The following is a 19701-nucleotide window of genomic DNA, read 5'->3' on the forward strand; positions in this document are numbered from 1 at the left end:
TGAATGGTATACGGAATGTCCCCGGAAGTGGGTTGCCTTATAGCAAAGTCATTCTGCCCTGTCAACCCGGGCTTGACTTTCATGGCCTTGGATGATGGTGCGATAGAAGGAATCCTCTTTAAGTTTGATTTCATCATGGTCTCACTTTGGCGCAACCAGCACTTCGATCCGGCAGTGCTCGCTCACGCTTGTTAGGGTGGTTTCCAGCCGTTTCGGACTCCCGATGCGGCCTTCCGGATCGTACATAAAGCAAAATACGGTTGTGCATCGCCCTTGCGCTCGATAATAGGCGGAGTCCGCTGCGACCTGATCGGCAAGTTCCTTCGTGGTCACTCCTGGTCCGGTCTTTTTTGCCACGATTGCGATCTGATCTCGATTGACCAGGAGCGTCGTTCTTGGCGCGCCTCCTGTGTAGGGTGGCGTCCATTCATCGGTCGCGACTTCGTCAAATTCCACCTTCAATAATGCGCACAAGAGGTCCTGTAGGTCATGATCGTCATCGACCTCAAGTGTCGGACGATAGTCTTTCCGAAGTCGGAGCTGGCGGGCTACGGAGTGGAAGCGAAGGCAGACTTTTCTGATGAGATTGAGTGGATCTTGGTCCAGTGTGGACTCGATCACATGAGCGATACTCAAGCCGATTGCCTGTTTGCCTGCCGGAGTATCTTGCGGAGCATGGATCAGACTTAGCGACAACTCTGGGGGCATCGATGGATTATTCGACATAGGGGGTGGGGGAGGAATGTGTGGTTGTGTTGGCGTTGAGGAAACGATCGGAGCGGCTATGGGCGATGGCACGACTTCTATTGGTCTCTCAATCGCTGATGGCGTGGACTGAGCTGCGGGTGCAGGAGGAGGGGAAGGGATGGGGGTGGCGACGGCGACGGAGAGAGGAGGTGGCTGGGGTATGACAGGCATGGGTGTCAGCGACGGTGTTGGAGATGGCGTAGGAGTCGGAGTCACGGTCGATGTTGGAATCGGGGTCGGTGCCGGCACGATGATCAGAGGCTCAGGTATGGGCGGCTGTGATTGAGGTGTGGGGAGCAGAGGAGCAATCGACGGTTCCACATGTGTTGTCATGGCCACAGCGACAGTCATCGGCGAGGGTGTCGGTTCCGTCACAGTGGGCTGGGGTGTAGCTGGGACCAGCACCATACGAGCTGTATTGCTGACGCTTGCCTCGGGTGATGGCTCTGGTTTTGGTGGAGGCTTGAGTCCCTGAAGGTCCAGCTTCCGGTCCTCCAAGGTGTGTATGAGGCCCTTAATGACAGCAAGGCTCTGGGCCACCTCGGCCTTATTCGCCGTACGAAGTTTGAAGTTGAGATAGGTTTGAAACTCCTGGGATCGCTCGCCGAACGCGTGACGCAAGCACTCGCGAAACTGCAGCTCGGCTTTGCTTTGCGCAGCATCACGATACGGAAAGCCTTCTTGACTGAGGTCATTGATCGCTGCCAATACTTCCTGAAGCTTGGCGATTCCGAGTGTGGCCTCTTCGATCGGATCGGTTTTTGATCGAGGCCGCTGATGTTCTACTGCGCGTGCTCGTGCCATGGTTGTGTGAAAAAAGTCTAACTGAGGGGGGAGAACCTGACAAGAAAACAGCACATTTTGACGGGGGATATGCCGTAATGGCCAGGGCTGCGTCCAGGGAAGATCGAATTGAACCACTCTGCATGGACCGGCCGCCAAGAATGGCGGCCGGGTGTGTACTTTCCGTATCAAGTTATTCCGTGATTCGACGTGCTACGCTGCCCCTTTCGATGCCATATGTTCACAAGATCCGGCGCAGCGACGGCACAACTCGGCGCATTGCTTGACCATCTGATCGTCTCCTCCTACCTGTTCGCAGCTCTTCGCGCAGAGCCGACAGATCTCAGAACAGAGGCTGCACGTGCGGTCGTGCAGCAAAGACTCCCGCGCCATGAAATCGGCGGTCGTCGTGCAGAGCTGTGCACAGTCCATCAATAACCGGATATGGTCAGGGGCTGCATGCCGACCTCCAAGTTTTAAACAATGATCGATCATGTGGATGCAGGTTACATGGCAGTCTTGGCAGAGCTGAATACAGCGTCGCATCTCCTCGCTCATGCGGTGGCCGTCCATGGTGGTCGCTTCGCCTGACCTGTGGAGAAGCGAAGAGTCCGGGAGTGCCTGAGGCTCTCGCATCGGACCATGGCCCGCATCGTGTGCGGCAGCCTCTACCCCTCGCGACATCATCAACGACACACCCGTAGTGAGTAGCGATGCACCGGTGGCCACAAATATTCTTCTGCTGATATCTGACATACGTCCCCCTTGTGTGCTCTCTGGTCCAGGTTGATCGCGTGGATCTAGAGAAAAGAAACTGTCAAGCGTTGCTTGCTAGCCTAGAGACAAATGCAAAACGGAGAGGGGGTATCAAATCCTCAGGATTGTTGTGTGGATCGAAAGATGGATGGGTGTATTGGCGTTACGTGGTGGGTTAGTGATTCGAACAAGCGGAACGAACGTATCAGGAAGAAGATGAACGGGCAACGCGCATTCCAGATGGAACGTATTGGCGGCGGAGTGAGATACAAACTGTGATTGCGGGCCTATGTCGAGAAACGCATCGCATGTTCCGCGTACGGGCTCCTCTGTCCCTGAGGAGCAGTCCATCGCACCTGTTTGTGGCAACGGCAGGACACAGGCATAGGCGTTGAAGGTGAGGACGACGAGCAGGACTGCCAAAAAGACAGAAATCCGTGCCATTCCTAGGATGCTACGCCTTGCTTGGGGTGCTGTCAATGCAGGTTTCTAATAGTTTGGCTATGGGGAAGTTCCCGGACACACGCCAGCCGGTCAGCGAAAGGTTCCACAGGATAGGGACGCCGTTGAGCATTCCAGAGGAAATAGGAGGCAGGGTATTGAACCGAGAAGGGACTCGAGAAGCGAATGGAGTAAGGGTATGCGGGGCCATGATCTTCCACTACTTGCCACCAGCTAGCCCGGGCTTGTCCCTGATTCCTGCCACGATGAGTTTTTGAAAGTAGACAGATTCAGCGGTTGTGGGTAATTGGGGCTCTGTAGAAGCTAGTGCGGAAGCTGGTGTTTCGATACCCAAGGTGCGAACTGAGTCTGTGTGTTTGCCGATGGTCAAGGAAAGGAGGAGCCCACCGAGCATTCCCCATGTGAGGACTCCGAATACGATAAGAATACACAAGGCCGGAATTGCAGCGATGGCCCACTTCACCATGAAAATGACCATCGAGAAGAATGGCATACGGATGTCTGTCACTACTACGGCTTGCTTATTCGTGTCATCTACCATCATCGCACCTCCATTGTGTCGCCAAGCTAGGCCGACCATGGGGAGGTGTCAAGGCTCTGGCGAGTAGCAAAGAGGCGTGTGGCTTTGCTCCAGCGTTGAATTTTCGAAGAAGGCTACGCCTATTCGGTTTGCGATATCAGGAAAAGGGGGAGAGGCTTGCGCGTAGTTCAACGGGGCGAGAGTCTAGCGGACCCAGTTGTGCTATGTGATGGAAATGTTGAAACACACTTACGCCGCCTTGCGGCTGTTGGCTAGGGCGAAGAGTTTGTCAGTGACTTCGATGTTTTCTTTGATCTTCTGAGCGAGGGCTGTGCCTTTTTCACTGAGCTGTAGCTTGACGATCTTCCTATTCGCATTGACCTGTGGTTTGCGTATCCATCCATTTCTCTGGAACGTTTGAACGGTCTTGACCGCTGAGAGGTTCTGAATGCAGAGCGCCGAAGCGATTTCAACCACCAGGCACTGAGGATGCCGGTCAAGATAGAGCAACATTCCTGCCTGGATAGGAGAGACGCCAAGAGGTTGCAAACGGTGACCGAAAAAGCCCTGAAGACGGAGAACAGTTTCTAGTGTTGAAGGTCTGCTTGTCTTGCCTTGAAACGGAGCCATAGGGAGAAGTATAGCTCAAGATGGTAGAAGCGAAAGGAATAAACACGAACATCGTAAAGTCTGTAGGCATTTTCTGTCCATATAAAACGCCATCCTTGTTCGTGAAGAATACGCCATGCTCGTTGTCGGTTCAATGAGTTGCGACGGTGGAACTATTTATCACGGGTTCTTATGCGGATCGGCGTAAGCCCCTCTTCTGGTAGCGGTCAGTCGGGTACGACTGCTTTGGGTCGGGATTCGCCTGTCAGGCATCGGGCAAGTACCAGCCAGAAGCGGACGTTCGGCGCCGAGATTGCGCCGCCGCAAAGTGGTTCTCAGCCCTGTCGCATGAACGTTCGCTATAACTGGGCCAATAGAACGGAAGTTGTCATATCCCGCCACACGCCTTCCTCCTATTGAGCAGACCTGGAACCGTGCCTCTCAGATGTCAGCCTCAGCGCTGAATCGCATCGGCGTCGTGCCTGCCACATCAACCTGTGATCCTGCCGCGCTCATGTTCACCTCAGCATACAGGAGTCCTTCCTACGAGGGGCCATGGAACGGACGGTGCGATACACCGCCATATGCTCAATGGTGATCAGGAACGAACGGCGCGGGACATGCTGAACCCACCCAACAGTCATGAAGCATGCCAACGTGCCCACGGGCTGTCAGTCAGTCACTGAGCATGCTCCCGCTACGCAACGTACGTGTTGTCTCCAGGGATCGTCAGCGCAGTACTTTAAAACGGTTAGAATCGCTGTGGCGCAATAGAACCGCTTCCGTTCCATTGCCCCTGGGACGACAGCTTGCCGATACGGTTGCAGAGCAGCTATGCTGACTCACTGGCATGACACGATCCGGCGTCCTATTTTATCCGTTCCATCTGTGCCACGAGCGCACCTTGCAGCGGCTGCTGGAGCGGTATCAGCAGGTGCATTTCCGGGACTATATGGCCATACAAATCAGTCTTTTCTGCGGGACAATGGCCTTTCCCGACCGTATGGGAGATGCCTTCCCCGACCTCCTGGCAAGCAAGCGACTGGTGTAGGGGTACAACGTCAGCGGACCGCTCAAGCCGGACACCTGTATCGCCGTGGATCGTGATCTCACAGATTCAACGTGGCGTGGGCTCTTTCATTGCGCACTGGTGGAGAATCGCCGATTCCAACGCGGCCTGTTCGAGGACACAGACATCACTGGGCGTCACAACGATGGCCCTGCCGAGCAGCCCTTGGTGGTTCGTCTGAAGGATGTTTCGTTCGAGACGACTCCCTTTTCGGTGGCCGGTATCCGTCAACTCAGCCGGCGACGGCTCATCGGCAGAGACGCGGATCTCTTCGACTATGGCCTTGCCCTCCTGAAAACCTCCGCCTCACTGGTGTATACCATACAACTGGCGACGGCTGAACAGCTGGCCGTTGCGACTGACTCACGTGCCCATTTCACCTTACTCACTCGGCTGATAGAACGAATGGGCGTCACGATCGAGAATGGGTTGATCGAACAAGGCCTATCGTAACCCGTACACTCAGGTCTGCGAGAATCTCCGCCCATGCCTGCCCCATCAACGCCCCACACAATTCCGGATGTCACTGAAGACATTGAGACCGGCAGCGGCAGCGGATTGGGGAGAAGCCGGGATAACGGACTATTCGATCAGATGAGGGCAACTGACGCCGTGTACTTCTGCTTTGGGTCGAGGCCGTGTGAAAACTCTTATGCAGTTCGATTTTGCATGATTTCAGGGGTCATCAGACCATTACCAGGCTCGAAATAATCGAATACAGGTCATTCTGAGAGGTCAATTTTCTTTGACGCCAATTCCTTTCCCGTTTTCACACGGCCTTGGTCGAAAGCGGTCGTTTGACGCCTGTGCCGGCGTTGTTCGTCACAGCGTATTACAGAGGGAACCCATGATAAGAACGAAACGAGAAGGACATGGGGATCTCGCAGGGTGGTCCAGTGTAGAAGGGCTGGACTGAATGGTGATATTAATCAGCGGGACGTTGTCAGAAGGCCTGGCAATGATGTGTCGGTCTTGCTCCTCACTGGCGGACCCACCACAATCTGGCAGGGCAGCATTGCGTGTTTACTGTGGTCCGAGGATTTCCTGCTCCGCCTGAAGCCAGTCATCAAGTGGACCTTGACGGATGCGCCGTTCGTAGTTCTCGAAGGCACGTTTGGCGATGCGTTCATAGAGTGTTGCTGACACAGAAGGAGGGGGAGCCTCTAGTGTCGTTCGACGGGCAGGTCTTTGGCGCGTTGTCTTTGGTTTGGTCGGGGTCTTCAGATTGATGGGCTTCTTCGATTTCACGAGTCCCTTCTCATATCATCCATCATGAATCAGATTGATGATGGCAAAGCTAGGCCATACCCGGGGAGATGTCAAGGCCAGACCGTTGCAGCCTGCGATGGATTCACTTCACGCAATGGTTGAAACGGCCTGTCAGGATTGCAGTATGTGATTGGATTCGCCTGATTGCCGAGGACGATGCGGTTGATGGGGTTGAAGGGATTGTTGGTAAGGCCCATTTAGATCGCGCCCTGCCGATCGGCCCGTTCAAGAAGGACGATGACTGGTACTAATCAGAGGAAACCAGATCGTGATAGTCGCTATGCCGCTGAAGCCAACTGGCAGCATAGCCGCAGATGGGAACCACCTTCAGTTGTTCTGTGCGCACAACATCCATGAGTTTCATCATAAACTGCCCGGCCGCACCCTTACCACGCAACTCCGGCGGCGCGAACACGTAGTCGATATACAGAGTGTTCGTATCCTTGCGGACATTGGCGTACACTATCTGGTGGTCGAACGGCATTTCATAGCGCTTTTCGGCCACATTATATGTGACGGGATTGTTGGCAGTCATGGCGTTCCAACTCCTGGTGAGGAATGATTTATAACATTGTTTGACGGGCCAGCCGGCATCATCGGTTGTGGGTCCCCTTCAATTGAGTAGCCCAAAAACTTCTTCCAAATTCCACACACAAGCGGATACGTCAGCTTCCATGGCTGGCGTTACTCGCAAGGGCTGATGAACCTTCGAAAAGTTATAGTACATAACGTCGATCGTCACGGTATGCGCTTGATTCTCCAGCTTCTTGCTGAAGGCATCAGCTAACCGAGTCGTGCGCCGTAGGCTCAGGGGAGGTTTAAGGATGGAACGAGCTAACTTATTGAAAAATTGGTGCCCCCGATACGAATTGAACGTACGACCCACGGTTTAGGAAACCGTTGCTCTATCCAACTGAGCTACGGGGGCATAACAGAACTGTAGCGTACTGACGGAAAGATTGGAAGGGGTGTGACAACCTTTTGGGGAACGATTCCCTAGGAGGCCTCTTTCAGCCGTGTGGGTAATAACCCCGTCCGGTCATTATCTGCGAGAACCTAAGAGCCTATGAGATCCTGTCAAATATGTGTGTCCATAGAATCAGACCTCGGACTGATCGGGTTTGTCGTGGGTTACACTTCCTGATCGCCTCATTCTCCCACCCTCATAGTATGGTGGCATCTGAGATGCCGTGCTTGCGATAGCGCTCTTAGAGGACCCATGCCCGCCTGGGTATCCTTAAAAACTTGTTCCTCTCTGTGCCGTTTCTTCGTCATGGCCCCTTTTCTATGGGGCCAATCTCAACAAAGGTGAATTTCCAAGCCAATGCTCTAGCAGAATGCTGAAAAAGTCCTCCAGTGGTGTTCCCTGCCTCACCCCTTCGCTCGCTACAGCCTTGCTGGCGGCCTTTTTGAGCATTCTGAGATGTCGCAGACCACAGTTTATTCTGTCACCGTGCAACGGTGCGCGAAGCAGAAGCTGAGTTTTTCAGCAGTCTGCTAGGTTGCAGAGGGAAGGTCACATGACCCTTCCCTGTAGATTTTTCAAATAAAATTTCTCAAGCTATTGATTACATGGATATCTTTATTCTTTTTTCAAGGGAAGGTTCATGCTAGTATCCGTGTGCTGCTTTCTTTCCGCTATGGAGTCTCTCCCGGCGCTAAGGAAAAAAGGGAGGTGATGTGGCCATCACCTCCCTTTTTTTTTGCTGCGCTGCGTCTTCCTTATCGTGATTTCAGCCTGCCGATCGTTTCATCCTCTGTTGCCGTATCCTTCATCTCATGAGGTGTCCTGCGTCGGCGTAATTGGTCGCATCTGGACATCTTCGCTGATTTCATCCCGATGGAGGGCCAATTAGTGAGGGGAGCTCTCCTCAATAACGTGGGTGCTCTCGGGTGGTCGAGTCAGTTGGAAGCGTTGCCGGGGAAGTGTTCGACGGATAACTACTTGTGTGATGTGGTGTAGGGCAGAGGAAAATCAAGGACGCGGGCATGGTGAGGAGGCGACGTGGCCGACGCCTCCTCACGGTGCGGCTACTTCTTCTTCTTGGCCGCTGCCTTCTTTACAGGCTTCTTCGCTGCTGCTTTCTTCGTTGCCATGAGTACTCCACCCCCCTTCGATTTCAAAAATTGTGATTGTGTATGTCTGGTATAGCAGAGTTTGAGCAATCAGTAAAATCCTCTCTACCCAAATTTGGTCCGGTCGGTGGAAAGAGGGGGCAACCCTTGCTCTGTGCATCCCTACTTTCTAGAGATTCAGGATGTGAATTCTTATCAGGGTGGCCTCTGTATGCTGCTCGATGGATCTTGAACAAGCTGTATGTGTGTTCTCAGTGACCGCACATGGGGACAAGTAGGGGAGACCTGCTGATGTTCTGACGTGACTCGTGGTCGTTGGAGTGAATCGAGGTGGTCAGCAGCCGTATAAAGTAGCAGTCGACTTTTCCAGCATCAAAGGGAAAAATCTGAAGGGCTCGGTGCAACCGCAATGGGAGCACTGACCTACTCCCTCCAATTCATACTTGTCAGGCGAGGGCCATGGGTTCGAGTCCCAGTCGGCTCACCCGTTCGGACTAGAGATAGAAATTTGAAAACGACCTTCATTCTCGTCAACTCTTCATCAGCCGACAGCAAGATTAGTGACGATTCACGACAATGCTGTTGCGATTGTGATTCGCAAGACCATCGCATGTCTGTTTTGAGTTGGAGCGACGAACTTCGATGTGTTATCAGTGTACAACTACCCGTGTAGCGGACGCGGACTACGTCCTGCAATAATCGCCACATCGTGGACTGACATCCCAAGAACTCATACGACGTATCATGGAGACAAAGTAATGCCCAAAGCCCGCAGCGCTGGCCAGTGTGATCGATGCGAAGCCCAAGATCGAGTCAGGATGACCTTTATGACGTGTAGCCGGTGCCGCCGGTATTTCTGCAGCTCGCATGGCACCGTGGAATTGGACCAATGTGAAGTGTGCCTTGAAGGTGGCGAAGAGATGGACTAGCCAATGCTCCCTCCATCGGATCGAACCGATGAACAGGTACTAAGAGGCTTTTCTGGCGATGTCTCCCTGTCCGGCATCCCACTGTGTCCGCAGGTATCTGGTCGCCACTGGCTGTAACCGACCGGCTAGTCATTACGAGACGCACTGCTCGCGCCAGTAAGACTGGCACTCCTGCTGCGTGAATTTCTCCAGCATGCCGGTTTCGGCCTCTGTCTCGCATTTTCTCCTTGAACTGTGCGGTGCCTCTTCTCCTGGCATGAGAGAGTCACCTTCATTTCGCACAAGGAGGAAATGTTCCCTGCGAAAGCGCTGTTTGATAAGGACGTATGTGCGAGTATCTGAGAGGCTTAGGAAACCGCTGGTTTATCTAACTGCGCTTACGGGGGCGTACCACAATTGTAACGCACTGGTGGGCAGATCGGAAGCGGAGGGACGACCCTTTTGGGAGCGATTTCCTACCCGCAGCATCCGCCGGCGAAGACTTGTCGTTGGCGGTGGGCATTCCAGCAAGCTGGGCAGCGTTGAACTGTGGAGCGCGTAAAGCCGTCGATCGATTTCATCAGCCGTTCGACGACTATGCCGCAATCAGAACAGGGACCTGTCCGCACTGATGGTGCGCTAGACTCTTGGACTGTCATGGCTCGCCAGCTTTGTATTCGAACGTATATGTCGATTGCAGACTGCTGACATGAACTGGCTTCCCTGTTTGGAGGGCAGTAAGCTTCGAAAACGCTCCACAAGCGAGCCTGCAGTGCTTCGGTGCAAGCCCCGCTGGATGCTCTGCAACCGGTTATCCAGTGCTGCCACCGTTCTTTCCAAATCCATCAACTGATCTTTTGTGAGAGCGTGTGACTCTGTCGCGAGCATCGTTTCCTCCCTTCAATTGGCTAGACGGTACAATGTCGGATGACACCAATGACAATTCCTTCGATCTGAAATTCATCCGATGGCCTGACCATGATCGGCTGCATCATCTCGTTGGCCGGGCGAAGTTCAATGTGGGCATCCTTCTTGATATACGTCTTGATCGTAGCCTCGCCATTGACCAAGGCGACGACGGTCTGTCCGTTTTTGGCCGTGCCTTGTTTGTGTACCACCACAAGGTCGCCGGGTAAAATGCCGTCGTCTTTCATCGATTCTCCCTTGACCTTTAAGGCGAACGTCTCTCCACTCCACAACATACTCGGAGGGATGTCCACGAGTTCCGATTGCGGCACTGGCTCGATTGGGGAGCCGGCTGCAACCAAACCGGCCATTGGAACGGTTGTCTTACGTCGTAACTGATTCAGTACGACTGAGACGACACCGGGAATCCGTCGCATGCCGGCCTCATAACGCGCTACAGACACCCGAGTCGTGTGTAGGGCCTCGGCTAGTTGTTGCTGCGTAAGGCCTAGTTCTTCTCGAATATGTTTGAGATCTTGTGATTTCATGATGTAGCCATTGGTAACATTCCTATACTCGCCTGTCAAGTGGATACTCAGGATATGTGTGAAACTCCTGTGTATAACTTTTTTACTGGAAAAGGATTGATCAGCTGGGAGAGGACAAACACGGTTGGAGCATTGAATCAGCGAGTTCCTTCATATTTTTTCTTGCAAATGGATCAAAGTCTACAAGATATAGGGCCATAGCTATCGCCAGCATACAATGCTTAAAAAATAGGCAAAGATGTTTTGCAAGGCGTATTTCTCAGGTTCACACATCGCGAGGAGAGTCGCGCACAGGTTTATCCACAGAAACTGGGGAGACCTGATCAGCTTGAAGTGGAAGATGGTTTATCGGCGTGGAATGAGATGCACCGAGCCCGTTTCGAAGGCAAGTCTGCACGTCACTGTCAATGAACAGCGCCATTCACTCAATGCAGATGATCATTATGACGAGAGCTGCGAATGTCCTAACAGAGGGACCCAGAGGTTTCTTGTCCGTGTCCAAGTCACTATTCCACCAACTCTTCGTTCATTGCCACCGCTTTGACATGGGCGAATACCCGTTGCCCTGGCTTCAGTCCCAAGGTCGCGAGCGATTTTCTGGTGATGTTCGCGATGAGTGGTGATCCAATGTCCAACAAGACGTCCACCGACGTCTGATTCAACTCTCGGACTTCAACGATCGTTGCTTCGAGAATATTCAACACACTGGTTGGGGAATCGGTTCGACCGACGACGAGGCTGACATCACTAGAGAGGATATGGACGCGCACAGCCTGCCCGATGGTAGCGGATTGTAGAGGAACAAACAGAGATTGTCCTATGAATGCCAACTGAGTGAGGCCGTACTCCGGGTCATGACCGGACACGCGGGCATCCAGAACCGCCCCCACGCGGTGTGTTCCGAAGCTCCCCCGAAAGTTCAGAGAGGTGAGTACCTCATTGAGCGCGCCGGTGCCTATGAGGTCGCCATCCTTTAACAGGACGACCCGGTCCGCAAGTTGGAGGATTTCACTGATCGCATGGCTGACATAGATCACCGGGATGGCCAACTCCTCATGAAGGTGACGGATGAACGGAAGGAGTTCTTGCTTGCGCTGAAGATCGAGGGAGGCGAGTGGTTCATCCAGCAATAGCAATTTTGGACTGGTCAGCAGCGCACGACCGATCGCGACCCGCTGTTGCTCACCGCCGGATAGTTTGTGAATGCGGCGTTCAAGAAGATGGCTGATTCCCAAAATATCAATGACCTGCTCGATTGCGATGCGACGTGCTGCAACCGGGATTCGCTTGTAGCCGTACAGAAGATTCGCGCGTACGTCGTAATGAGGAAACAAGCGTGGCTCTTGGAAGACATACCCGATCGGACGTTTGTAGAGCGGCAGGTAGCGCCCGAGGCATTCGTCCTGCCACACCTCTTCGCCGAACTGCATGAAGCCATGGGGTGCCCGTTCGAGTCCGGCGAGGCATCTCAAGAGGGTGGTCTTTCCCGACCCCGACGGTCCGAAGATGGCGGTGATACCCGACATGGGAACATCCAATTCGACATCCAGGTGAAAGGCCGGAAATCGCAGATCTAATCGTACGAGTAAACGACTCATGACACATGAATAGGAAATCGGCGATTTGTGATATACACGGCCAACAACACAAGAAACGAAAACGCCAACATGAAGGCAGAAATGGCATGGGCTTGGGCGTATTCCATAACTTCCACATGCTCGAAGATCGTCGTGGAGAGGACGCGCGTCTGCCCCGGGATCGATCCTCCAACCATGAGGACGACCCCGAACTCTCCCATCGTATGGGCAAAGCCGAGCACGATGGCGCTGATATATCCCCGTAGAGCGATCGGAGAGACCACCGTCAGAAAAGCATCCAACTTCGAAGCGCGAAGCGACCAGGCCGCTTCCAACGGAGCCTTGCCCACCGCTTCAAAGGCACTTTGCAATGGCTGTATCACAAACGGCATCGAATAAAAGACCGAGGCGATCACCAACCCGGTGAATGTGAACGCGAGTGAAAAATTGGCAAAACGGCCTAATGGTCCATGAGGACCCAGCGCGACGAGAATGTAGAATCCCAGGACGGTAGGAGGCAGGACAATGGGGAGCGCGACTGCGGCTTCGATGATCGGTCTCAATCGGGATCGGGTGTGGGCCAGCCACCACGCCAACGGCGTGCCCACGATCAGCAGGACGATCACGGTCGTCGTGGCTAGCCGCATGCTGACCCACAGTGCGCTCAGATCCAGGTCCGTCAAGGCTCCCATGTGCGCGTTCTCCGGGTTATCCCGCTACTTCAGTTCATACCCATAGCGTTCAATGATTCTCTTGGCTTGCGGACCACCAATGAACTCTATGAGAGCTTTTGCTGCGGGATTGTCCTTACCTTTCGTCAATAAAATCATATCCTGTTTGATCGGTTCGTGTAGATTGGTGGGAACATCCCAGCGACTGCCTTTTCCCTTAATCTTCGGGTTCAGCACCTGTGACAACGCGACAAACCCCAACTGCGCATTGCCGGATTCGATGAACCCCATCGTCTGACCGAGACTCTCCCCCATGACAATGTGAGGCTGTACGCTGTCCCAGAGTTCTAGCCTTTGCAGAGCTTGCATTGCCGCCACGCCGTATGGTGCGGTTTTGGGATTGGCCATGGCCAGCAGCTTGTATTGTTTCGACCGTAGCGGCTCCTCACCTTTGATCAGGCTCTCGTTCGGACTCCACAGCACCAGACGGCCGATGGCATAGGTGAAGCGGGAATCCTTGACGCCCAATCCCTCATCTTCCAAGAGCTTGGGGCGTTCCATATCGGCAGAGAAAAACACGTCAAAGGGTGCGCCGTTCTTGATTTGTGAATAGAAATTGCCGGACGACCCTCCCACCACCTGAAGCTGATGGCCAGTTGCGTGTTCAAACTCAATCGCGATTTCGCGGAACGGTGGCACAAAGTTGGCCGCGACGGCTACTAACGCTTGCTCGGCGAAAGCCGGTGTCACCGCCATACTCAAGGAAAGGCACAAGCACCATGTGAGTAGTCTCTGTTTCATGCTCATCCTTTCTAGATCCGGACTCGAATCGCCGCGTAAAAATAATCACTATCCTTGTTTCCACCACTGGGCATTTGAGCAAGGATGGCGGGGTTATTAAAGTACGAGCCTTTAAACCAATGGACATACCCGAAGTCAAAATCGAGGTTGGAGGTGACCGCCCATTGGGCGCGAAGCTCCACATCGTGTCCTAAGGAGGTGCCGGCATTTCCGGTCGTATCCTGTAAGCCGGTATTGCCGAAGAAGTCTTTGCTCTGCGCAAGATAGGAGACGCGATGCTTCACTTGCAGGATCAGGTTGGGGGCGGGTGTGACGATCAATCGCCACCCCGGTGACTGGAGATTCGTTCTGGAAAATGGCCCCCAGATGCCGGTCGGCCCAAACTCAAATCGGCGAGCGCCGAATAAGGTGTCGAATCCTTCATTCTGGCTGTCGCCCGGTTTGTGATCACCGCTGGCATAGTCGTAATGGATAACCAATCGTGGTGTCCAGGGAAGATTGAACGTATAGCCGAGATCGAGGTGCTGAAAATGGGCGAAGTGATCGGTGATGCCACGATGGCCAGTTTGCCAGGAAGTCTCAATCTCATAGTCCGGCTCTCCCGGTTTGGGGTCCTTATACAGGCGTCCTCCCGCAGTCGAGTAGGTACGATGAGTGGTCCCGTTCGGCACTCGCTGATCATTCAGGTTGAAATAATAGGCGTCAACCTGGAACCAGGGGAAATGCCGGCTCTCCAGATAGGTTCCCCAAAACAAGAGGTTGTGATATTGCTGATCCAGCCTCACGTCGTCCCGCACGACCGGTTGTGTTGCAAATGCCCGGATCCTCCACGTCTTGTCCTGCGCAATTTGCCAATGGAATCCGTCGAAGGAATTGGTGGTGTTACGGAAGTCATTCCGCGCAATCAGGCGACGTCGGCCGAAATCCATAGTCATGCGGCCGAAGTGAATATCGGTGCGAAGCCCGGTGCCGAAGACGTTGTTCACGGTTAAAGACCCGACTAATTGTAAGACATCGAATTCATTGACCGTGGTGGTATCACGAAAATCTCCAGGGTCTTTATCCATAAAGGAACGCGAATCTTGCCCCTCGAACAAAAGTCGCAACGGGCCGTCGCCGCCTAGGCCGATCCGAACGCGCGACCGCATGGCCACTTGCGCGTCCGTTCGGCCATTCCCGATGACTTGATTGGTCCGCCAGGGGTGGTCCGTCGACTCAAAACGGGTCCGATTTTCGAACCCGAGATCCAGCCAGTCCGGCAGACGGAGCAGGGACTTTTCATAATGAAGCCAATCGATTTCTTTTCGTTGATTGAGCACGGCATCTGCTGGTTCGATCCAATTTTTCCCGGTGCGATCCGTGCTTTTGAAATAGTCTTCGTCGGTGATCAGATGCTTGTCGTGAATGAGTTTCAGCACGGGGTCTTCCGTCTCTTTGAATTGCCATTTCCCATCTTTCTCAACGAGTTCGCCATATTCGACGGCTTTCGCCGCATCCATTCCCATCAGAATGAGCGGCATACTGAGGAAGACCAGCCATAACAATCTCTTCTGCATACACTTCCCTCTTGTTCCGGTTGTTATGTATGAATGTGTGTTTCAAACCTGGTGAGACGTGATCATGCGACACGCAATGCATGGATCTTTCCGGTTTCGCTGGTGTCGTATCCGCCAAGCGCTTCAATCTCGTTCCTGAATGGACGGCTGACCAGTGTTTCAAACAGATGTGTCAATGTTGGATGGGACTTGAGATACGCTTTCGGCACGACCAGGTCGTAGCGCGCTGCTTGCAGTGGCACAAAATCTAACTCGAAATATTGCGCAGCGGATCGAATCCCGATTCCGACATCTACTTGGCGTTCCGCTATCGCCCGAGCTACTTCGAAATGCGTCGATACAGTACGGTCATAGCCTTGGACTTGCGTCGGCTCTACTCCGGATGCTCGCAACCGTTGATCAAGTAGCAGTCTTGCTCCAGAGCCTTCTTCTCGATTGATCAGTATCACCATTGGTTCCGCAAGATCCGTGGCCGTGCGAATAGATTTTGGATTGCCCGGGCGAACGAGGAATCCTTCCTCCCATGTGGCGAACGTCACCACCTCATAGCCGGATCCCTTTAGTGAGCGTCTGAGAAACGGCACATTCGATTCTCCGCTGACGGGGTCGAGGAGATGTAGTCCCGCCACATGCACATCACCACGCTGTAAGGCGTGGAGTGCTGCCGTGCTTCCCATGGTCCAGCCCACGACGGTCGTCTGGTCTTTTTGTCGCCGTAAATGTTCACCGGCTAAAAAAATCGCCGGATCACATCCGGCCACGGAGATTTCCTGTTGGATCGCTTCTCGATTACGGGAGAGCTTCACACGGATGGTGTCGCCGGACCGCTTGCTGGACGTCTCGTCGACATAACCATCGGCAGGAACGGCAAAGGAGAATTGCTCGCCTAAGTCGGTGACGGGCCGCACGACCGTTCGCTTTCCAACGGTTGAAACCTTGACTCGAATCGGTTGGGTTCTCTCTGTTTGGGGGAGATGACCGATCAGAGTGCCTTCAATAAACTCTTCCGATGGGACAAGGCTGAATAGGTCTTCAACGCGACAATCTAGTACCGAAGCCAACCGGAGGGCAACGGCAGTTGTCGGCAAGTACAGATTCGATTCGATGGCCGACACGGCCTGCCGGGTGACGCCCGCTCGGGTTGCGAGTTCGCTTTGAGAAAAGCCTTTCTCCATTCGGCAGGATTTAAGACGATTGGAGAACTGCGCAGTATATTCAGGTTGACTGCTCCGAGTCCGCATGTCTGATGAATAGCAATAATACTTGTCATGTGTCAATAGTAATGTACTTATTCTTATGCGTTTGGATTGAAAATAAATTATCCGTAAAAGTAGTATGTTATTTGAATTATATATTAGAAATCTTAAAGTTTATATTGTTGACAAATAAACATTAGTTTAGATATAGAATAGTTATTCAATCACGATCGGAATGATAAAGATTAATCAGATTGCTCAAATAGGAAAGAGTTAAAGGTTATGTCCAGAGAAACTCAAGAGGCACCGTTCCCATACTCAGATCAGACAGTCGAGCAGGCGATCCTGCTCGCATTGAAAGGGATTCGGTTTGGGTCTGTCGAAATTATCGTCCACGACTCCAAAGTGGTGCAGATCGAACGGAAAGAGAAGACGCGGTTTAATCATCCTTAATCATGATGATCCAACATGACTAATCGACACTGTTTATAGAAAGAGAGGTCGCGCGGCAGATCGGCCATCCACACAACTGGAAGCCGACGCTGGAGCATTGAATACTCTAATCGGTGGATTGACCGGACAACCGGAGATGCCCCTCATGAAAAGGAGATTCTTAGATGAGGATGTCATGGTTGTTCGGGAGAGTGGCGATATTGGCGGGCATTTCTCTCGGATTCATAGGGTTGGCTACGGCACAAGAGGTGGGATCACCCGAGAAGTCGCTCGAACAGCGCTTTGAGGAGTTGGATCAGGAGGTACGTATTCTGAAGAGGAAGCGGGAACTGGACCAAGAAGTTGCAGAAGCCGCAAAAAAAGCAGTCCCGATTGCGAAGGTCGGCAGTTCCGGACTTTCAGTCGAGTCTGCCGATAGTGCGAACAGTATCAAGTTCCACGGTATTGTCCAAGTTGATCACCGGCTGTTTTTTGAAGGCGCCAACGATATCCGCAATCGTACGGATCAACGTGCCGGAAATCTCAACGAAGAGGGGTTCCATGACGCCAATAACTCATGGAGTCTACGCCGCGCCAGGCCGACGATCGAAGGGACATTGCTAGGGAAATATGACTTTCGCTTCATGACGGATTTCGCCGGCGGCACGGTGTCCATCTTCGATGCGTACCTGGATGCCCGACTTGATCCAGCCTTTAAAATTCGCGTCGGCAAATTCAAAAGCTTTGTTTCGTTGGAGCGTTTGCAGAGCGCGAGTGACATCAAGCTGATGGAAAGGAGCTATGTCTCGAATGCCATTCTGCCAAATCGGGATTTGGGCATCGCCGTGCATGGCGATATTCTTGACAACACAGTCAATTACGCATTCGGTCTGATGAATGGGGTGACGGATGGTGGGAACATCAGTACAGGTCCGCAGTTCAGTGGGCGCAAGGAATTTACCGGCAGGGTATTCCTCACACCATTCCGGAATCGTGAGTCTGTATTGCGAGGGCTCGGTCTAGGTATAGCGGCAACCTACACAAGCGTACGTGGTGAACGGAACCTCAATTTTACCGATACGACTTCAGCTGACGCGACAAGAAACGGCTTGCCTAACTATCTCACGGATGGCCAGAACGTCTTCTTTCGGTATAGCGGAGCGACCGTTGCTGACGGAGACCGCATACGCATTTCTCCACAAGCCTACTACTATATTGGACCGTTTGGCCTTCTGAGCGAATACGCGATCGTCAGGCAAGATGTCAGTCTCTCGACCGGTGGTCCTCCTCCCGGAGGTGGACCTGGTTCCAACACCGTGGTCACGCCTAATACTGGTAAAACGCTGCATCATCAAGCCTGGCACGTGACGGTGTCTTATATCCTCACCGGAGAAGACGCCTCGTTCCAAGGAGTGAAACCTAGGCACAGTTTTGATTTTGGCAATGGTTGGGGAGCTTGGGAGTTCGTGGGGCGATACAGCGAAATGCATCTCGATGACGACACGTTTAAAGACCCTACGGGTGCGTCATTTGTCGGAGGGTATGCCAATTTGTCGGAAAGCCCAAAATCCGCCCGTTCCTGGACGGTCGGTCTGAACTGGTATCTGAATCAAAATGTCAGAGCCGCAGTCAACTACTCGGAAACGAAATTTGACGGTGGCGCCGGTATCGGGACCGCTCCGATCAATGAAGCCGGAACCAATGTGCAAGACCGCCCTGATGAACGGGTTTTCCTCAGTCGGATACAGCTTGCGTTTTGAGGGAGACCGTAGTCTACGAATTAGAAGCCAAAATGGAGAAGTCCTGAGTGTTCTAACTCGAGAACTTTCGATTGTGAGGAGAATCATGAAACGATCGTATCTTGTTATTCTTGGAGTGTTTGCAATCTTCGCCACCGCGCAACTTGCTGTTGCCGGTGAAACAATTCGCATTGGCCATTTCCCAAACGTGACGCACGTGCAAGGTCTGGTCGCTCATCATCTCACACGTACAGGACATGGATGGTTCGAGGAGCGGCTGGGAAAAGATGTGAAGATTGAATGGTATGTCTATAATGCCGGTCCGAGTGCGATCGAGGCCATCTTAGCCGGTTCGATTGACCTGACGTATGTGGGGCCGAATCCAGCATTGAATGCGTACACGAAATCGAATGGAGAGGAGATTCGAATCATGGCTGGCGCTGCTGCGGGAGGCGCTGCATTAGTGGTGCAGCCGGATGCTGGCCTCAAACAACCTACAGATTTCCGTGGGAAAACCATCGCGACTCCGCAACTCGGCAACACCCAAGATATTGCCTGCCGAGCCTGGTTAGCCAATGGTGGATTGAAGATCACACAGACTGGTGGAGACGCCTTCATCGTCCCGACGCCGAACCCCGATCAAATCTCACTGTTTCAACAAAAAAAGCTCGATGCGGTCTGGACAGTCGAGCCCTGGGTGTCTCGCCTTGAACGTGAAGCCGGAGGCCAGGTGTTGCTCGAACAGTCGCAGGAAAGCGTCACGGTTCTCGTTTCAGGGGTGAAGTTCGTGAAAGCCAAGTCAGAATTGGTGCGAAAGTTTGTTCAGGCCCACCGGGAGCTCACTGAGTGGATACTTGCACATCCCGAGGAGGCTAAAAAGATGGTTCTGGAAGAGCTGTCGGTGGAAACACAGGCCAAGGTCTCGTCGGAGTTGATGGCCCAGGCGTGGAAACGTATCGCGCTGCGTTCCGACGTTTCTCTTGATGAGTTTCAACAGTTAGTGAGCAACGCGCAACGTGCGGGGTTCATGCGCACGACACCGGACTTGGCCAGGCTCATCGAAAGGCTTCCCTGAC

General features: G+C 53.1%; 18 protein-coding genes and 1 tRNA gene. 5 read left to right on the forward strand and 14 right to left on the reverse strand.

Annotation, left to right across the window (positions count from 1 at the left end; genetic code table 11):
• Positions 1–141: 141 nt before the first annotated feature.
• The 5 genes from E8D52_15740 to E8D52_15760 all read right to left on the reverse strand — a co-directional run bounded on the left by E8D52_15740 (position 142) and on the right by E8D52_15760 (position 3781).
• A complete protein-coding gene (locus tag E8D52_15740; protein ID TKB65846.1) occupies positions 142–1551 on the reverse strand; it encodes a hypothetical protein in 1410 nt (469 codons plus the stop codon).
• Between the two features lie 192 nt (positions 1552–1743).
• Entirely contained in the window at positions 1744–2103 is a 360-nt protein-coding gene (locus E8D52_15745; GenBank protein TKB66361.1) for a four-helix bundle copper-binding protein, read from the reverse strand.
• A 294-nt stretch (positions 2104–2397) separates the two neighbouring features.
• Complete coding sequence (locus tag E8D52_15750) at positions 2398–2730, reverse strand: hypothetical protein (GenBank protein TKB65847.1); 333 nt, start codon at positions 2728–2730, stop codon at positions 2398–2400.
• A 217-nt stretch (positions 2731–2947) separates the two neighbouring features.
• On the reverse strand, positions 2948–3292 hold the full coding sequence (locus E8D52_15755) for a hypothetical protein (GenBank protein TKB65848.1): 345 nt from the start codon (positions 3290–3292) through the stop codon (positions 2948–2950).
• 225 nt (positions 3293–3517) lie between these two features.
• Positions 3518–3781 (reverse strand): hypothetical protein, encoded by a 264-nt coding sequence (locus tag E8D52_15760; GenBank protein TKB65849.1) that lies wholly within the window; start codon positions 3779–3781, stop codon positions 3518–3520.
• A gap of 946 nt (positions 3782–4727) precedes the next feature.
• On the opposite strand from E8D52_15760, the gene E8D52_15765 reads away from it, so the two are divergent.
• The gene (locus E8D52_15765; GenBank protein ID TKB65850.1) at positions 4728–4928 is read left to right on the forward strand and encodes a hypothetical protein; all 201 of its coding nucleotides are present in this window, start codon (positions 4728–4730) and stop codon (positions 4926–4928) included.
• A 45-nt stretch (positions 4929–4973) separates the two neighbouring features.
• The gene (locus E8D52_15770) at positions 4974–5399 is read left to right on the forward strand and encodes a hypothetical protein (protein TKB65851.1); all 426 of its coding nucleotides are present in this window, start codon (positions 4974–4976) and stop codon (positions 5397–5399) included.
• 570 nt (positions 5400–5969) lie between these two features.
• Here E8D52_15770 and E8D52_15775 read toward each other — a convergent pair.
• From E8D52_15775 to E8D52_15815, 9 genes are all read right to left on the reverse strand, one after another.
• Complete coding sequence (locus tag E8D52_15775) at positions 5970–6194, reverse strand: DUF2934 domain-containing protein (protein TKB65852.1); 225 nt, start codon at positions 6192–6194, stop codon at positions 5970–5972.
• Positions 6195–6462: 268 nt separating this feature from the next.
• Complete coding sequence (locus E8D52_15780) at positions 6463–6750, reverse strand: N-acetyltransferase (GenBank protein ID TKB65853.1); 288 nt, start codon at positions 6748–6750, stop codon at positions 6463–6465.
• Positions 6751–7066: 316 nt separating this feature from the next.
• A tRNA-Arg gene (locus E8D52_15785) sits at positions 7067–7143 on the reverse strand.
• Positions 7144–10107: 2964 nt separating this feature from the next.
• The gene (gene lexA / locus E8D52_15790) at positions 10108–10656 is read right to left on the reverse strand and encodes a repressor LexA (GenBank protein ID TKB66362.1); all 549 of its coding nucleotides are present in this window, start codon (positions 10654–10656) and stop codon (positions 10108–10110) included.
• Positions 10657–11159: 503 nt separating this feature from the next.
• Positions 11160–12251: a molybdenum ABC transporter ATP-binding protein gene (modC, locus tag E8D52_15795; protein ID TKB65854.1), complete on the reverse strand. Its 1092-nt coding sequence runs from the start codon at positions 12249–12251 to the stop codon at positions 11160–11162.
• Positions 12248–12922: a molybdate ABC transporter permease subunit gene (modB, locus tag E8D52_15800; GenBank protein TKB65855.1), complete on the reverse strand. Its 675-nt coding sequence runs from the start codon at positions 12920–12922 to the stop codon at positions 12248–12250. The genes modC and modB overlap by 4 nt, the downstream gene beginning before the upstream one ends.
• A gap of 24 nt (positions 12923–12946) precedes the next feature.
• Positions 12947–13708 (reverse strand): molybdate ABC transporter substrate-binding protein, encoded by a 762-nt coding sequence (gene modA / locus E8D52_15805; GenBank protein TKB65856.1) that lies wholly within the window; start codon positions 13706–13708, stop codon positions 12947–12949.
• 5 nt (positions 13709–13713) lie between these two features.
• The gene (locus E8D52_15810) at positions 13714–15258 is read right to left on the reverse strand and encodes a hypothetical protein (GenBank protein ID TKB65857.1); all 1545 of its coding nucleotides are present in this window, start codon (positions 15256–15258) and stop codon (positions 13714–13716) included.
• Between the two features lie 62 nt (positions 15259–15320).
• Positions 15321–16499, reverse strand: coding sequence for a helix-turn-helix domain-containing protein (locus tag E8D52_15815; GenBank protein TKB65858.1), 1179 nt, complete (start codon positions 16497–16499; stop codon positions 15321–15323).
• A gap of 237 nt (positions 16500–16736) precedes the next feature.
• On the opposite strand from E8D52_15815, the gene E8D52_15820 reads away from it, so the two are divergent.
• From E8D52_15820 to E8D52_15830, 3 genes are all read left to right on the forward strand, one after another.
• Positions 16737–16907: a DUF2292 domain-containing protein gene (locus E8D52_15820; protein ID TKB65859.1), complete on the forward strand. Its 171-nt coding sequence runs from the start codon at positions 16737–16739 to the stop codon at positions 16905–16907.
• 164 nt (positions 16908–17071) lie between these two features.
• Entirely contained in the window at positions 17072–18646 is a 1575-nt protein-coding gene (locus E8D52_15825) for a porin (protein TKB65860.1), read from the forward strand.
• 85 nt (positions 18647–18731) lie between these two features.
• Positions 18732–19700 carry an ABC transporter substrate-binding protein gene (locus E8D52_15830; protein ID TKB65861.1) on the forward strand — a complete coding sequence of 323 codons (969 nt, stop codon included), beginning with the start codon at positions 18732–18734 and terminating at the stop codon, positions 19698–19700.
• Position 19701 lies beyond the last annotated feature (1 nt).

Origin of the sequence: Nitrospira sp. (genome assembly GCA_005116745.1) — a bacterium.
In the GTDB taxonomy this organism is placed as follows: Bacteria; Nitrospirota; Nitrospiria; order Nitrospirales; family Nitrospiraceae; genus Nitrospira_D.

Coding starts and splice junctions, on each gene's coding strand:
- E8D52_15740 (TKB65846.1), bottom strand. CDS start 1,551: ATGGCACGAGCACGCGCAGTAGAACATCAGCGGCCTCGATCAAAAACC.
- E8D52_15745 (TKB66361.1), bottom strand. CDS start 2,103: ATGGACGGCCACCGCATGAGCGAGGAGATGCGACGCTGTATTCAGCTC.
- E8D52_15750 (TKB65847.1), bottom strand. CDS start 2,730: ATGGCACGGATTTCTGTCTTTTTGGCAGTCCTGCTCGTCGTCCTCACC.
- E8D52_15755 (TKB65848.1), bottom strand. CDS start 3,292: ATGATGGTAGATGACACGAATAAGCAAGCCGTAGTAGTGACAGACATC.
- E8D52_15760 (TKB65849.1), bottom strand. CDS start 3,781: ATGTTGCTCTATCTTGACCGGCATCCTCAGTGCCTGGTGGTTGAAATC.
- E8D52_15765 (TKB65850.1), top strand. CDS start 4,728: ATGACACGATCCGGCGTCCTATTTTATCCGTTCCATCTGTGCCACGAG.
- E8D52_15780 (TKB65853.1), bottom strand. CDS start 6,750: ATGACTGCCAACAATCCCGTCACATATAATGTGGCCGAAAAGCGCTAT.
- modC (TKB65854.1), bottom strand. CDS start 12,251: ATGAGTCGTTTACTCGTACGATTAGATCTGCGATTTCCGGCCTTTCAC.
- modB (TKB65855.1), bottom strand. CDS start 12,922: ATGGGAGCCTTGACGGACCTGGATCTGAGCGCACTGTGGGTCAGCATG.
- modA (TKB65856.1), bottom strand. CDS start 13,708: ATGAGCATGAAACAGAGACTACTCACATGGTGCTTGTGCCTTTCCTTG.
- E8D52_15810 (TKB65857.1), bottom strand. CDS start 15,258: ATGCAGAAGAGATTGTTATGGCTGGTCTTCCTCAGTATGCCGCTCATT.
- E8D52_15815 (TKB65858.1), bottom strand. CDS start 16,499: ATGCGGACTCGGAGCAGTCAACCTGAATATACTGCGCAGTTCTCCAAT.
- E8D52_15820 (TKB65859.1), top strand. CDS start 16,737: ATGTCCAGAGAAACTCAAGAGGCACCGTTCCCATACTCAGATCAGACA.
- E8D52_15825 (TKB65860.1), top strand. CDS start 17,072: ATGAGGATGTCATGGTTGTTCGGGAGAGTGGCGATATTGGCGGGCATT.
- E8D52_15830 (TKB65861.1), top strand. CDS start 18,732: ATGAAACGATCGTATCTTGTTATTCTTGGAGTGTTTGCAATCTTCGCC.